We start from the raw sequence: 15,720 nt of genomic DNA on the forward strand, positions 1-15,720 counted from the left end.
TGATAACCCGGCAGTATTAGCTGCGCAGGTTAGCTTTAACGTCGTAGCTGGTAGAGATAACGCCGGATTTAGCGCCTTCTGCATTCTGCATCACGTAGTCCTGAGTGAGTTTGGTGAAGGCGAAGGTCACCTTCTCACGTGGACGCGTTTCGTCTTCGCTGGAGCCCGCAGTTTCAACATGAGTAATAATCACATCGGTGAATTTCAGCGTCAGGTATTCCAGCGGATCGCCACCGGCTTTACGAATAACAAACTGAATGTCTTTGATGTGCTTACCGGACAGACAGTAGCTCAGCAGGTTGGTGCTGGCCTTGTCGACATAGTGTTCGAAGCAGAAATCGTCCACCGTAGCTTTACCGGAACCGCCGCCGGAGCCGCTGTGCATATTTGAGTGCTGTGAGCTGGCCCAACGCCATGCGAGCACTTCAATTTCATTTTTATGGGTAGCATCCAGAGACTCGCCTTCGATGCCATCAATTTTAATAAACATATCCTGAGCCATAATATTTCCTTTTCAGCTCTCATTTAAGAGTGTCACACAGTGTGCAACGTTAAAATTAAGTCGTAGAAGCAATTTCATTATGATGAAAATTCCCTACAACATTTTCGGCGCGCAAGAATCCCCGGCGCGGCCGCACCTTTAAAGAATAATGAAGTGATTATTCTTTATTTAAATTGCCTGAATCAGACAACCATTTTTAAATTGCCTTATCAGGCAACGTCTTTCAGCGAAGGTAATTTGGCTACCATACGCAGTGACACCGTCAAACCTTCCAGCTGGAAGTGTGGACGGAGGAAGAACTTCGCCTGGTAATAACCCGGGTTGCCTTCAACATCCTCAACCACCACTTCGGCCGCGGCCAGAGGGCGGCGAGCTTTCGTTTCCTGAGATGAGTTTGCCGGGTCACCGTCCACATAGTTCATGACCCAGTTGTTCAACCAGCGCTGCATATCTTCACGCTCTTTGAAGGAGCCGATCTTGTCGCGCACGATACACTTCAGGTAATGCGCAAAACGCGAGCAGGCGAACAGGTAAGGCAGACGTGCGGACAAATTGGCGTTCGCCGTTGCGTCCGGATCGTAATATTCGGAAGGTTTCTGCAGCGACTGAGCGCCAATAAAGGCCGCATAGTCAGTGTTTTTGCGATGCACCAGCGGAATAAAGCCGTTTTTAGCCAGCTCGGCCTCACGACGGTCAGAGATAGCAATTTCGGTTGGGCACTTCATGTCCACGCCGCCATCATCGGTCGGGAAGGTGTGGCACGGAAGATCCTCCACCACGCCGCCGCTTTCTACGCCGCGGATCATGGTGCACCAGCCGTAATGTTTGAATGAACGGTTGATGTTCACCGCCATCGCATAAGCGGCGTTAGACCACACATATTTGCCGTGATCGGCCCCGTCGGTGGTTTCTTCGAAGTTAAAATCATCCACCGGATTGGTATTGATGCCGTAAGGCAAACGCGCCAGGAAGCGCGGCATCGCCAGGCCGATGTAACGAGAATCTTCCGACTGGCGCAGCGAGTTCCAGGCCGCATATTCCAGGTTTTGGGTGAAGATTTTCGTCAGATCGCGCGGGTTAGCCAGTTCCTGCCAGGAATCCATCTGCATAACGGACGGCGCCGCGCCGGTAATAAATGGCATATGGGCAGAAGCCGCCACTTTACCGATGGACGAGAGCAGATCTACGTCCGGCGCGCTGTGGTCGAAATGGTAATCCGCCACCAGGCAGCCGTAGGGCTCGCCACCAAGCTGGCCATACTCTTCTTCGTAAATTTGCTTGAACAGCGGGCTCTGATCCCAGGCAATCCCTTTGTAACGCTTCATGTTGCGGCGCAGATCGTTTTTAGAGATATCCATAAAGCGCAGTTTCAGCTTTTCATCCGTCTCCGTGTTGTAGACGAGATAATGCAAACCGCGCCATGCGCTTTCGAGGCGCTGAAACTCTTCGTGATGCAGGATCAGGTTGATCTGCTCGGAGAGTTTCATGTCGATCTCGGCGATGATCGCGGCAATGTTTTTATAGGCGTCATCGGCCATGGTGATCGAGGTGCTTAGCGCCTGCTCAGCCAGGGTTTTTACGGCAATTTCGACCGCGGTTTTCGCCTGATCGGACTTTGGCTTAAATTCACGGGTCAGCAAAGCGTTAAAGTCGCTTTGGGTGGCGGCCTGCGGGGCTGCCTGTTTATTTGTTTCTGCTTGAGTAGCCATTATTATCTCTCTTCATCACTTTTGGGACGCGGCTTCATCAGCCTGTTTTGGCTTTGGCGACGAAGCCAGCGTGTTCAGCAGCGACTTATCGTTCAACACTTTCATGACCAGGCTTTCCGCCCCGGCTTTACCGTCCATATAGGTTTGCAGGTTGGCAAGCTGGGTTCTGGCTTCAAGCAGCTGGGATAACGAATCGACTTTGCGGGCAATGGCGTCGGGGGCAAAATCGTCCATGCTGTCAAAGGTCATATCAACCATCAGCTGCCCTTCGCCCGTCAGGGTATTCGGGACTGCAAACGCCACGCGCGGGCGCATAGCCTTCATACGCTCGTCAAAGTTATCGATGTCGATGCTGAGGAACTTTCTGTCGGCGACCGGGGGAAGCGGCTCAAGTGGCTTGCCGGACAGGTCCGCCAGAACGCCCATAACAAACGGCAGTTCAATCTTCTTTTCACTGCCATAAATTTCCACGTCGTACTCAATCTGTACGCGCGGAGCACGGTTTCGTGCGATGAATTTTTGCGAGTTGCTTTTGCTCATAGTAGTCAATACTCTTTAATAACCGTTTATGGATAAACCGTCGCTTGTCGGATGGTCAACGTTCAAATAATCAGCAAGCCTCCCTGTTATTTATAAACAAGCTCGACCCCCGCCACGGCGTGAACCTGGCCCGCGGTGACGGTCGAGTTCCCTTTTGCGTAATAGCTCGCTGTAAATCTGTGGCTCAATGGTTCGGCCGTGGCGGAAATAACGTAATCCTGCCCTGAATCAGCACTATCAATAATGACCTGCGAACTATTTTCTTTACGCAATCTAATTTGAACGCCGCGGCTTAAGTCCGTTCCGCTGCTATTCACTAAGTTTCCCGTTTCGGTATCAGCTGCAGAAATGGTGCTATTAAAAAATACCGTTATCGTTCTGCTGGCCGGGCAATCCTTGAGCGTAATATCGAACGGAACGCTGCCGGCCTCATTGCCGTCGCGGCTAAGCGAGGCTACGGCGACACGTGGGAGCGTCACAATTTCATTGCTGCTGGCGTTATTGATCGCCACACTGCAGGTTTCATCGGTGTAATTACCGGTAAAGAAAACATCTATCGAACAATTCGTTGAGCAGGCGTTCGCCGCGGCGAAAAACTGAGCGCCCACCAGGGCCGCGTAGCACAGGCCACGGAAAGTGCCTCGGCCGCCGGCAAGAGTATTCATCAATGACATAAGACCTCTACCTGAGTAATAGAGCCACGCGCGCCCTTCATTTTATTTGCAATATTGCTATCGGAATAAATAGTGCAAAGTCGCTGACCGGAAGCACTTTTTAAATACAGATTATTTTTCTCAGCCTGCCAGCCACGAATAAAGGCCATGCCTCCCTGGCCAATAATGCCGAGGCTGGCGTCACGCTCATCGTAAACATCCATCCCGATTGGCAGCGGCTCACCCTTGCTATCTTTCACAATCAGTACGACCGGATCACCGACGAGCGTTTTCACATTCACTTTTACCGCCGCACCCATGCGCGGGATGACCGTGCTCTCGCTTTCCAGGACGTCTACCGTGTCCGGCAGGCCGCGGGTATTCACCGCCACAATATTTTCCCGGTAAGGCGTCAGCGAAGGCACAATGGCAAACCCATTGCCATCAATTTGCGACCCATAGCCATTCAGCATTCTCGCGCCTTTGGCGCCGTCCGCCTCAACGAGGGCAAACGGATAGTCGCCCAGTCGAGGTCCGGCAGTGATCCCGCCCTGATGCGCCACCAGGCTGCCGTTGGCCGAGAACGAGAGCTGGTTCGATTTATTCCCGACGGAGGCCGTTGATCCGAACTGGCCAAACGGCGAGTTGTAGTTCACGTTGCCGTTGAACGCGCTGCGCGTCCCAGCGTTTCTCGCTTTGTTCACGGAAGTCCCGACGCCGTAGCTCAGTTCGTTTTGCTCGCCCTGGCTGCCAATGGCGTTCATCTGTACCGCACTGCCGCCCTGGTTATCGTGGCTGACCGAGGAATAAAGCGAGTTAAACAGCGGTTTGCTGGTCATGCTCGCTCGGCCCAGCGGCACGCTGACGGACAGCATCACGCTATCGATATTCTCCCCGTCGCTGTTATAGGCCCGGGACGCGGACACCGCCCAAGAGAAATAGCGCTCGGATTTGTTGTACGACAGCATGTACTGGCTGGTGGAAGACCTGTCGTCCCAGTAGCTATAGAAGTTGCCGGACAAATTCAGCCTGGCGCCATTCCACAGCGGCTGCCCGACGCTCACGGTAAAGCGCTCTTTGGTCCGGTAATCGACGATAAAATTATCGCTTTTGGCCCCATAGCGATCTAACGCCGCGTCCCTCAGGCTATAAAATCCTTTCGAAGAGTAGCGGTAAGCCGCAAGCGTAACGTCGGTAGACGTCGTATCCAGATATTTACTGAAGCCAACGTTATAGCTATTCCCGGTGGAAACTCTGCCATTACCAAGCTCACTGCGTGCGCGGGTAATATCCATCGAAACCCCGCCCAGCGGCGTGTTGAAGGCATGACCAATCCCCAGCGCGCTGTAGTTATCGGCCAGCTGCCCGCCGCCGTATAGCGTGTACATGTTGCCGATGCCGTACTGGTAAAATCCCTGCGCCAGCCCCGGCTCTTCTTTCAGCGAGTCATCTTTCAATTTGCCCACGGTGACGCCGAAGCGTGATACGCCATCGTGAAGCAGCATCGGCGGTGAGGAAAACGGTACGATCTGGGTTCTCTGGCGCCCGTCAGCCTCGGTTACGGTAACCTGCAGATCGCCGCCATAGCCCATAGCCCCGATATCGCTCAGTTCAAACGCGCCAGGTGGCACGGTCGTTTCATACAGGACCTGCCCTCGCTGCCTGACCTGAACTTTGGCGTTGGTCTCCGCAAAGCCACGCACCAGCGGGGTGTAATAGCGAAGCCCATCCGGCAGCATACGATCGTCGGACTGGAGCTGGACGCCTCTCACCGTCATGCTGTCAAACAGATCGCCGCTGGTTGTGCTGTCGCCCAGCGTGAGCTGGCTTTTTAACACCGGGATATCGCGCTGAAGATACGTAAACAGGGACTGGCTGTGGGACGATTGATCGTTGCTCCAGCTGGTATTGAACCGTTTACGCAGCCGCCAGTCGAAAAAGTTAAGGCCCGCCAGCATGCCAAGATTACCGCTTACGGAATGCCCGTCTTTGCTGTCAAACCGGTTGTTAGTCTGCTGCACATAGACGTTGGAGTTGTAATCCAACAATCCAATGGGTACGCCAGAATCCCACGTATTGGGGTCGGTATAACCCCTTGGGTACTGAACCGTGGAGGCCTGGGGAACCGTCAAATCGAGATAGAAGTCGCCGGGCTGATAGCTGGCGCTGGCTCCGTCAACCCAGCGGTCAAGCGTGGCGCACTGTTTGTCTCCGTCATCTCCGGCGGTATGCGCCGCGCCGTCGAGCGGGTTATGTGACACTTTAATGCCCATTCGACCCAGCTGCTCCTGGCTAAAACAGGGCACAGCCCCGACGCTGCCGTTTACGTCCTTGAACAGAACCTTGTACTGGCCCCGCCCTTCTCCATTGACCGCAACCTGTACGCTGTATTCTCCGGCTGGTGCAGGGTTTCCTTCAAAATACCGAGAGACATCAACGCTCTGCCCATGGATAAAGGCGCTGTTAAATTTCACGCTTTCCGGGCGAGAACTCTGTTCATTTCTGGTCGGCAGGCTGGCGGTATTTCCCTGAGCCAGTACGGAAAAGCTAGCTCCTAAAGAAGCCATAAGGATATGGCGAACAGCAAACGCGACTTTCGATTCGCGCGTGACTCGTCGTGCATATTTCTTGCTTTCTTTTAGTCTCACGTCCCTGACTCCCTGACCACAAAGCGTGGCTATCCGGCCTTAAATAAAAAGCATTTCTGGCTCAGTTGAAAAACCGATGAAATTTATTGCGACTTTCTTTCTATTGTTAAGGTATTTCCCGAGGCGGGAATTAAGCGATATTCAATTACGCTGCCATAATCATTAATGACACGAACGACTGCACCGCTAATAGCCCCCGATACAGAACCTTTATTTTCTGGTAAAAACACTTTGCTGCTAAAGGGCGCGATCATATCCACTGCCAATGGCTGTTTTACCGTCCCGGACATCAGCGATGCGCTATCAAAAGAGAAATGGTAAGGCGTAGGATTGTTCACTTTTATGCCTTTTCCTGCCCCCAGGTTTTCCCAGGTCAGTTTACCAATCTCCTGAGAGCTGCTGCTCTTCAAGACCGACGGACGGTAAAATATTTTAATTCGGGTGCGGAAGGCCAACTCCAGATGGTCCGTTTCTTTGGCCCCCTCTTTCATTGGCGGGATCTCTAACATATTGAACCAAAATACAGATTCGCGATCCTGAGGCAGATTCATGCCATTGTATATCAGACGGATACTTTGCCCTTTGCCCGGATCAACACGATACACGGGCGGCGTAGTGGTAAAAGGAACTTTTATCTTATTAATGTCGTCATTTTTACCACCATCATCGACCCAAACCTGTACCAGCAAAGGCGACGGGCCTTTATTTGTCGTACGCACCGTCTGCTCTCTTTCACCGCCGGGAAATATAATCCGGGTACCGGATATCGTCATCCCAGAAAACGCCGACTGGGAGACGGCCAGCAGGAGAATAAATAAAGCTGTCAGTTTTGAGAATATTGCATATTGATATTTCATAGCACGGCCCTGCGCGTATAACATCTACCTGATAATGAAAGCAGGTTTTAAGAATGGGGCGATTGCTCGCCCCGCACTTCATTTAGAAGCAAACCTGTTATGGGTATGCCAGGGTGTAGCTAGCTTTCGCCTGAACCAAACCTGCGGTAGTGGCATCGGTCGCATAGTAACCACCGTAGTAACGCATAGTCGCTTTACCGCCAGTTACAGGGGCCGGAGCACCGGTTTCGCCCAGCTTCAGCTGCTGCTCGTCGGAGTTGTACAGACGAACTTCAACTTTGGTTGCGGCACCGGTGGTCGCGCTGTTGGTCAGGTTACCGGTCTGGCTGTTTACGCCGCTGCTGCCGACGGCTTCGAAGTGCGCAGCCACCTGAGTGATGCCGGTAGGGCAGTTTTCAACGTTCAGATCAAAACCTTTAGAACCCGCGGTTGTGCCGGAGGCATTCAGGGTCTGGATAGACACCTTTGGCAGCTGAACCTGGCGATCGACAGAATCGCTGGCGATGGTGCAAGTTTCGGCAATCAGTTGACCGTTGAAGGTGACGGTGCCCTGCGTTTCATTCGCCGCCAGAGCAGAAGTTGATACCGCAGCCAAAGCCATGGCGCACAGCGTCATTTTAAAATTGCGCATGATATAATTCCCTATATTTCAGTAAGTAAAAACTTTATAAACAGTAGATACATAATTCCTGGTGCAACTTTCTTAAATTACGTCGTCGGCAATTCCTCCGTTTGATGGATAAGTTCAATGCCTTTCTCATGTGAATAAGCCACACGCATGGCCACATTTTTATTTTGTGTAGCAGCTGCGCCAGTCGAATTTAAGATAGCTACGCCAACTTTCGGCAAAATGTTTTTCTCAATAAAGCGGATTAGCATCCTTGCCCCGGTTTCCGCCACCGGGCACTGCTCCACAACGTGCTGCACCAGTTCTTCGCTGAAGCTTAATTCAAGGTCATAATTCGCCTTAGCACGTTCGGCAATACGATTAAGATGAATATTAACAATGCGCTGGAGTGAAGACGTTGCCAGCGGTAAATAAGGTATTACGGTAACTCGACCTAAAAATGCTGCCGGGAAGACTTTCAGCAAAGCAGGCTGAATAACCTTCAGCAAACTTTCTTCGCCCGGCATGGTTTCAGGATCCGCACAAGCACTGCTAATAATGTCGCTCCCCGTATTACTTGTTAGCAATATAATGGTATTACGGAAGTCGATTTGCCGGCCTTCACCGTCTTCCATCGATCCTTTATCAAAGACTTGGAAAAACAATTCGTGCACGTCTGAGTGCGCCTTTTCCACTTCATCCAGCAGAATGACGCTGTAGGGTTTACGCCTGACGGCCTCGGTTAATACGCCCCCCTCGCCGTAGCCCACGTAGCCCGGAGGTGAGCCCTTCAGGGAAGAGACGGTGTGGGCTTCCTGGTATTCGCTCATGTTAATGGTGATAAGGTTTTGCTCACCGCCATACAGCTGGCTGGCAATGGCCAAAGCCGTTTCGGTTTTCCCCACCCCGGAAGGCCCCACAAGCATAAAGACGCCAAACGGTTTTTTCGGATCCGCCAGCCCTGCGCGAGCGGTCTGAATGCTCTGGCTCAGGCAGTCCAGCGCGTACTGCTGCCCGATAACGCGCTCGGCCAAACGCTGCGGCAGCTCCATCACCGCGCTGACGTCATCTTTAAGCACCTGCCCGACCGGGATCCCCGTCCAGTTCGCCACAATCGAAGCCACCACGTCGGCATTCACTTCGGCCTGCACCAGCGGCTGCTCGCCGCGAATTTCGCTCAGCGTGGTTTCAAGCTCTCCTAAACGCTGCTGCAGATAGGCCACCTTTTCCGTTTCTGATACTTCGGTATCTTCAACCGTGGCCGCAAGAAGTTGCTGACGCGTGTCGATAATGCTGGAGACTAACTCGCATTCCTGGCTCCAGCGGCTGTCCAGAACCTTAGCGTTTTCGGCATGTTCAGAAATCGCGTTCTGGATAGGCTCTCTGCGCTTATCGTCCTCTTTGCCAAAGCCGATGGCTTTTTCCAGCAGCGACAGCTCGGCCTGGGCCGACTCGCTGTGGAACTTCAGCATCTGCAGCTCGGCCGGCGGCGCGTGCTGTGCCACGGCAACCCTGGCACAGGCGGTATCCAGCAGGCTAATCGCTTTATCTGGCAGCTGGCGGGCCGGAATATACCGGTGTGAGAGCCTGACGGCGGCGCGAATAGCTTCATCCATGATCCACACGCCGTGATGCTTCTCCAGCACAGGCAGCAGGCCTCGCACCATCGCAATCGCCAGCGCTTCTGACGGTTCTTCAACCTGCAGAACCTGGAAGCGGCGCGTCAGCGCAGGATCTTTCTCAATATGACGCTTAAATTCGCTCCAGGTCGTCGCGCCAATAGTGCGCAGCTGACCACGGGCCAGCATCGGCTTCATCAGGTTCGCGGCGTCGCCGGTTCCGGCGTTACCGCCAGCCCCCACCAGCGTATGAACTTCGTCAATAAACAGGATGACGGGCTCAGCCGAATTGACCGCTTCTTCCAGCACCGCTTTCAGGCGAGCTTCAAACTCACCTTTCATGCTGGCGCCTGCGGAAAGGGCAACCACATCCAGCGTAAGCAGGCGAACCTTTTGCAGGGAAGGTGGCACATCCCCGGCCGCAATCGCCAGAGCAAGCCCCTCCACAACCGCAGTTTTACCTACCCCGGCCTCACCGGTGAGCAGCGGGTTATTCTGGCGACGGCGCAGCAGGATATCGACCATGGTGTTGATCTCTTTATCGCGCCCCAGCACAGGATCAATTTTTCCTTCCCGCGCCAGCGCCGTCAGATCGGTAGAATACTGCGCCAGCCCACCGCCCTGAGCGCTGCCCATTGCGTGGCTGGCTTCGCCAGGCACCCCGGCCTCGTCGGACACCGCTGCGCCACCGGCTAAATCATTTTGTTCCGCCGACTCACGGGTGATGTACCCGAGATCCTTACTTAAATGTTCGAGAGGGATTTTTTCAAACGCCGGAGAGATGGCGAACAGCGCACGGCGCAGCTCCATCGTCGTCAGCAGGGCAATCAGCAAATGGCCGCTGCGGATGCAATTGTTATGGCATTCCAGGCTGGCAAATACCCACGAGCGCTCAATGGCCAGCTCAATGTGATAGGAGAAATCAGAGATAGCGCTGGCCCCGGCAGGCAGGCGAGTCAGCGCCTGAGAAAAATCACGCTCCAGCATTTCCGCATCAAGCTCGAAGTGCCGAATGATGTGCCGAATATCGCTATCCTGCTGCTGATATATCTGGTTTAACCAGTGCACCAGTTCAACATAAGGGTTACCGCGTAATTTACACAGCGTTGTGGCGCTCTCTACGCCTTTAAACAAGATGGTATTTAGCTTACCGAATAGGTTTTTTCTGGTTATCGCCACGATAAAACTCGCCCTGTTTTAATTCGATTATTCGATTATTTTATTCATCCACTTATCCACGTGGATCAGAGAGCCGAAACAACGCATTAAGCGCATTACGGAACGTTACCTGTAGGGCATAGTAATTAACAAAAATTAAAATAAAAACCCTTGCTGGCCAACATCACGGGTTTTAAGAATTACGCCCGAAAGCCATTCTTAAATTCTCTAAAACGCATGATGCAGGCATACGAAAACTTAACGTTTACTTTTAGAATCGGGTTCATAAACAGAAGAACGCCTCCGACAAAAAAGATTTTTTCTGTCTTCAAATATTTATCTCCAGCATGGCAAAAACATATTTGCTGTAATAATTGACAGGGTGACAAGTGGAACACAACTTTCTGGATTACTACAACCGGGAGCTAACTTTCGTCAGAGAAATGGCGCAAGAGTTCGCCGAACGTCATCCCAAGATTGCCGGGCGCCTGGGGATGAACGGCATTGAGATTGCCGATCCTTACGTTGAGCGTTTAATCGAGGCGTTTTGCTTCTTATCCGCCAGAACGCAGATAAAGCTGGACGCTGAGTTTCCCAAATTTACCCAGCGCCTGCTGGACATTGTCTATCCAAACTATAACTCCCCAACCCCCTCGATGGGGGTGGTGCAGCTGGAGCCTAATCTTAGCGAGGGCGATCTCACCCAGGGTTACAGGATCCCAAAACAAAGCGCCTTTTATAGCCGTATTTTGCCCGGTGAGATGACCCGCTGCGAGTTCAGAAATAACCAGGATGTGACGCTTTGGCCGCTGGAAATTGCCGAGGTACGCCTGACCTCAATCCCCCCGGATATCCCTAACCTTGAACATTACCGCATCAAGCATCATCAATTAAAAGGTGCTTTGCGAATTAAACTTAAGCTGCAGGGAGAGCTGGTCTTTTCTGAACTGAAGGGGCTGAATGAACTGCCGATATATATCCAGGGCGATGAGCGTATCGTTTCTCATACGTTCGAACTGCTTCACGGCAGCCACGTTGCGATGGTGGTTCGCAGCGGAGAACGGGAAAAAAACCGTTATCATGTCATCAATGAACAGGCGCTGAAATTTGAAGGCATGGCGCCAGATCAGAGCTTATTGCCGCTACAGTGGAATATGTTTCATGGTCATACGCTGATTCAGGAATATATTTCCTGCCGTGAAAGGTTTTATTTTTTCTCACTCACGCAGCTGGCTGAATCCTTTGCGGATAATAACACCAATGAAGTAGAGATAATTATCCTGTTGAATAAGTTACCGCAGGATTTAGTCGCCCACCTGGACGCATCGCGCTTTCTGCTGTTTTGCACGCCCGTCATTAACCTTTTCCCTAAACGTGTCGACAGGATTGAGGTCAACCGGGCGCTCAATAACTTTCATATCGTGCCGGACCGCAGCCGTCCTCTCGACTATGAGGTGTTCTCGGTCAATAAAGTGTTTGGTCTGCAGGCCGAAACCAGCGAAGAGCTGACCTTTAACCCGCTCTATCAGACCCGCCATAGCGATACCGGCAACTTTGGCCGCTATTTTTCCGTCAACCGCACGGTGAGAACCAAAGAGTCCAGCAGCCGAAAATACGATACCCGCACGCCCTACAGCGGGACTGAAATCTTCATCTCGCTGGTTGATCAGCAAGAAGCGCCTTACGGCGAGCATATTCGCTATCTGCTGGTCGATGCGATGGTCACCAATCGTGATTTGCCCCGCCTGCTGACCAGCAGCGGCAGCCTCGATCTGACAATGTCGGACTCGGTTCCCATTCACGGCGCGCGCTTTGTCAGTTCTCCCAGCGCGCCCCGCTCACCGTTTGCTCTCGGCGAAACGGCCTGGCGCCTGATTCGTCAGCTGAGCTTCAACTATCTGCCGCTGTCGGATATGGACCATGCTCAAGGGGGCGAGGCGCTTCGTAATATGCTGCGGCTGTTCACTACCGCATCCGATCTGGAGTCCATGGCGCAAATTAACAGTCTCGTGGGCTGCCAGACCCGCCCGGTGGTTCGCCGCCTCTCGGATGAGGGGCTGTTGGTTTACGGGCGCGGCGTGAACTGTAGCCTGACGGTTGACGAAGAAGGTTTCTCCGGGGTCAGCCCTTATCTGTTTGGGCTGATTATGGAGAACTATTTGTCGCGGCATGCCGCCATCAATATTTTTACCGAAACTGAGCTGCACTCCATGCAGCGAGGCCTGGTCGCCCGCTGGAAAGCGCGCCCGGGCAGGCGAGGCGCGCTATGACCCTCCCGAAGTTGCCGCAGGCCTCGTCATTACCGCCAGGGCTGGAAAACTGGTTCGATCCCAGCGCCCCCTGGGATGCGGGATTTATCAGCATTATGCGGGCTATTGCCGCACGCACGCCGTCTCTGCCGCCGCCGGGTAAGGCCGCGCTCCCCTCTCAGGAGCGCTTCAGGCTCGGCCAGATCTCCAGCATGGCCTTCTCCCCTCGAGAGATAGCGGCCATCCATCAGCAGGACGACAAAATCAAACTGCAGCTTTTTGGGCTGGGGATCTGGGGCGCTCAGGGGGCAATGCCGCTGCACCTCTCTGAGCTGGCTTATTCCCGCTACGAACAGCACGACCCGACGCTGATTGATTTCGTGGATATCTTCCACCACCGGGCGCTGAGCCAGTTTTATCGGGCCTGGTTCTTATCGCAGGACACCGCCTCGCTCGATCGTAAAGAAGACGAGCGTTTTTCATTTTACGTGGGCAGCCTGGTGGGACTGGATCCCTCCGAGCTCGATCCCGCCCCGCTGCCGATTCACGCCCGCCTTGCGTCATCCGCTCACCTGATTCGAGAAGCACGCAACCCTGATGGCCTGCTAGGCGCCATGGAGTACTACTTCCAGGTTCCGGTGCAGATGGAAGAGTTTGAGCTGCAGTGGATTTTCCTTGAGGGCAAAGATCAGACCGCTTTGGGCGACGACCGCTACGCCGCGCTGCTGGGCGACGGGGCCATCCTCGGTAATACCGTCCTCGACCGGCAGCATAAATTCAAGCTGATGATGGGCCCGCTCACGCTGGCTCAGTACATGCTGTTCAGCCCCTGGGGCAGCGATATGGCGGTGCTGCGCGAGCTGGTTCGAAGTTTTATCGGCTTTGAGTATGCCTGGGATGTGCAGCTGGTGCTTGCCGCCGATCAGGTGCCCCAGGCCACGTTAGACGGTAGCCACCAGCTGGGTTATGCGAGCTGGCTGGAAAGAGAGGCCAGCGAAACCCCCGTTTTCGGGATGAGCTTTGAGCCCGAGATGTACCGCCGGTAGCCCTTCGCCTGGAAGAGAACGTAACCATGGATGAAAAGACACGCACATGAATCAATACGAAAGCCTGACCTGCTCGGACTATTACCAGTCATTGATGCAGCCCTTTCCGGGCGACTCGCCCTGCGGCGAAGCGCTCGATTACGATCCTGCTTTTATCATGCTGCAGTCGCGCCTGCAGCCAAAGCTTGGGGCCGAATACGGCGACTTCGTTGAAGCCGCTGAGCCGGTGAACTGGACGGAAACCGAACGCGACTGCCAGGCCCTGCTGCAAAAAAGCAAAGATGTTCGCCTGGTGATTATTTTGATGCGCTGCCGCCTGCGTAAGCGCGGGCTGTCTGCGCTGGCCGAAGGCGCGGAGGCGCTGCTTGCCCTGCTACAAAGCTGGCCGGACGACCTGCATCCACAGCTGCTTGACGAAGGGGAGTTCGAGCCAATGCTGCGGGCAAACGCCTTCGCCGAGCTGGAGGATATTGGTGGTCTACTGACGGATCTGCGCAACCAGCCGCTGCCCAAAGCTTCCGGGCTGCAAATTACCGTTAAAGAATTTGAAAAAGCCCACCAACTGCCAAGAGAAGAAGGTGCGCTGTCGGACGAGGCCGTCGCCGCCATCATTCGCGAATGGCACACCAGCGCACGAGAAGAGATTCGCCCGCTAACGCAGGCCCATTACTTTGTGCAGCAGATAAAACAGATCCTGGCGGAGACGCTGGGGCACGAGGCACCTGAACTGCCGCTGTTGTCCGGCATTCTTGGCATGTTTAGCCGCGAGTTTGGCAGCGAAATGCCCGCCAGAGATCTCCCTTTGGAAAAAGCCCCCGAAAGCGTGCCGGAGCCTGTGCCCACGCAGCCCCCTGGTCAGGTAGCCGTCCCGGCTGACGAAGCGGCCTGGCAGCCTCCTGTCCCGGTGCCTCGTCCTGCGCGGCACGAACCGCAAAAAGGGGTTAATACGCGCGCGCAAGCGCTCCAGCGCCTGCAGGAAATCCGCAGTTGGTTTGCCGTGGCAGAGCCAAGCAGCCCGCTGGTGCCGGTGCTGAAATACGCGGAGGAAAGCATAGGCAAGAGCTTCGCCGAGCTGCAAAAAATGTATCCCCCAGAAGTTATCGCAATGCTGAACCAGGAAAAGGAATAAACAATGTTAAGGATACTCACCCTTCTGATTTCCGGGCTGCTGATGTCGCCTGGCGCATGGGCCGTTTGTACGCTGGCGCGCGGGACCCCCACGCCGCTCACCATTGACGCTAAGACAATCATTATTTCCGCTGATGCGCCGGTGAGTACTTCTACGCCAATAGCCCAATATGACAGCCCGACGGTGGGCGGCGCTGGCGTAGGTTATGACGACTGTATTAAGGGAACAGAGTACGGCAAACGCGCCGTGTCGCTGTCCGGGCAGGATACATCCACAAAAATTTATGCGACCAACATTCCGGGCATTGGCATCAAAATGCTGGCGAGCAACGGCTCGGCGTTTGGTAATTTCCCGTCGACCAGTTATCTGACTTTCTCAAATGGCAGCTCGGTTGGTTCACTCGATATTCCACCGCAGTCTTTTTATCGAATTGAGTTTTATAAACTCAGCAATAACCTGCGCCTGGCCAATGCCGCGACGGGGGATACCATCCTGCCCGCCGGACAAATTGGCTACAACTATATCCTGTCAGATAACCCCGCGTCGTTCACCCATAGCCTCTCTATCGGGGAAATGAAAATTATCAGTACCCCGGCCTGTACTGCGGATAACGCTAAAACTATCGACTTTAACGACGTGACGCCCACGCTGCTAAAAGCCGGGGTTACCCGCAGCCTGGACTTCGCCATCGTCTGTAAGAGTGACTATGGATCCTACTCGGCCTCCGCGTCGATGATTACCGATACCCCTACGGCAGACGGCGGTTTTATTCGTATCAAAGACTCTGACGGCAATATGGATCGCTTAAAAATCCGCATCACCGACGGCGACAACAAAATCATGAAAGTCGATGGATCCACCTCTGAATCCTCACGGGTTATCACCAGCCAGGGTCCGGCTGAATTTGCCTGGAAAGCGACGCTGGTCCAGGGCAACGGTACGGCACCTGCCGGTGGCCTGTTCACGGCAAAAGCAGAAATTATTTTTAGTATTCAGTAAGCCA

12 protein-coding genes are annotated in these 15,720 nt (G+C 53.8%); 4 read left to right on the forward strand and 8 right to left on the reverse strand.

Annotated elements, in window-relative coordinates; translation table 11 throughout:
- Window positions 1-16: 16 nt before the first annotated feature.
- The 8 genes from ACR6JA_RS18545 to tssH form a co-directional block, all read right to left on the reverse strand.
- On the reverse strand, window positions 17-502 hold the full coding sequence (locus ACR6JA_RS18545; RefSeq protein WP_008454370.1) for an Hcp family type VI secretion system effector: 486 nt from the start codon (window positions 500-502) through the stop codon (window positions 17-19).
- Between the two features lie 209 nt (window positions 503-711).
- On the reverse strand, window positions 712-2,211 hold the full coding sequence (gene tssC, locus ACR6JA_RS18550) for a type VI secretion system contractile sheath large subunit (RefSeq protein ID WP_008454369.1): 1,500 nt from the start codon (window positions 2,209-2,211) through the stop codon (window positions 712-714).
- A 15-nt stretch (window positions 2,212-2,226) separates the two neighbouring features.
- Window positions 2,227-2,751 (reverse strand): type VI secretion system contractile sheath small subunit, encoded by a 525-nt coding sequence (gene tssB / locus ACR6JA_RS18555; protein WP_008454368.1) that lies wholly within the window; start codon window positions 2,749-2,751, stop codon window positions 2,227-2,229.
- Window positions 2,752-2,837: 86 nt separating this feature from the next.
- On the reverse strand, window positions 2,838-3,425 hold the full coding sequence (locus ACR6JA_RS18560; RefSeq protein ID WP_008454366.1) for a fimbrial protein: 588 nt from the start codon (window positions 3,423-3,425) through the stop codon (window positions 2,838-2,840).
- Window positions 3,416-6,052: a fimbria/pilus outer membrane usher protein gene (locus ACR6JA_RS18565; RefSeq protein WP_494494001.1), complete on the reverse strand. Its 2,637-nt coding sequence runs from the start codon at window positions 6,050-6,052 to the stop codon at window positions 3,416-3,418. The genes ACR6JA_RS18560 and ACR6JA_RS18565 overlap by 10 nt, the downstream gene beginning before the upstream one ends.
- An 83-nt stretch (window positions 6,053-6,135) precedes the next feature.
- Window positions 6,136-6,891, reverse strand: a complete 756-nt coding sequence (locus ACR6JA_RS18570; RefSeq protein WP_494494098.1) for a fimbria/pilus periplasmic chaperone — start codon at window positions 6,889-6,891, stop codon at window positions 6,136-6,138.
- Window positions 6,892-7,006: 115 nt separating this feature from the next.
- Window positions 7,007-7,540, reverse strand: coding sequence for a fimbrial protein (locus ACR6JA_RS18575; RefSeq protein ID WP_213713055.1), 534 nt, complete (start codon window positions 7,538-7,540; stop codon window positions 7,007-7,009).
- A 77-nt stretch (window positions 7,541-7,617) separates the two neighbouring features.
- A complete protein-coding gene (gene tssH, locus ACR6JA_RS18580) occupies window positions 7,618-10,314 on the reverse strand; it encodes a type VI secretion system ATPase TssH (RefSeq protein ID WP_213713052.1) in 2,697 nt (898 codons plus the stop codon).
- A 368-nt stretch (window positions 10,315-10,682) separates the two neighbouring features.
- Here tssH and tssF point away from each other — a divergent pair, with 368 nt between their 5' ends.
- Genes tssF through ACR6JA_RS18600 form a run of 4 tightly spaced genes read left to right on the forward strand, consistent with a single transcriptional unit; the run spans window position 10,683 to window position 15,716 of the window.
- Window positions 10,683-12,563 carry a type VI secretion system baseplate subunit TssF gene (gene tssF, locus ACR6JA_RS18585; protein WP_213713050.1) on the forward strand — a complete coding sequence of 627 codons (1,881 nt, stop codon included), beginning with the start codon at window positions 10,683-10,685 and terminating at the stop codon, window positions 12,561-12,563.
- Window positions 12,560-13,588 (forward strand): type VI secretion system baseplate subunit TssG, encoded by a 1,029-nt coding sequence (gene tssG / locus ACR6JA_RS18590; RefSeq protein ID WP_166876319.1) that lies wholly within the window; start codon window positions 12,560-12,562, stop codon window positions 13,586-13,588. The genes tssF and tssG overlap by 4 nt, the downstream gene beginning before the upstream one ends.
- 46 nt (window positions 13,589-13,634) lie before the next feature.
- Window positions 13,635-14,717, forward strand: coding sequence for a type VI secretion system protein TssA (locus tag ACR6JA_RS18595; RefSeq protein ID WP_213713048.1), 1,083 nt, complete (start codon window positions 13,635-13,637; stop codon window positions 14,715-14,717).
- A 3-nt stretch (window positions 14,718-14,720) separates the two neighbouring features.
- A complete protein-coding gene (locus tag ACR6JA_RS18600) occupies window positions 14,721-15,716 on the forward strand; it encodes a fimbrial protein (RefSeq protein WP_213713046.1) in 996 nt (331 codons plus the stop codon).
- Window positions 15,717-15,720 lie beyond the last annotated feature (4 nt).

The sequence above is a fragment of the Cedecea sp. B1(4) genome (assembly GCF_059414925.1).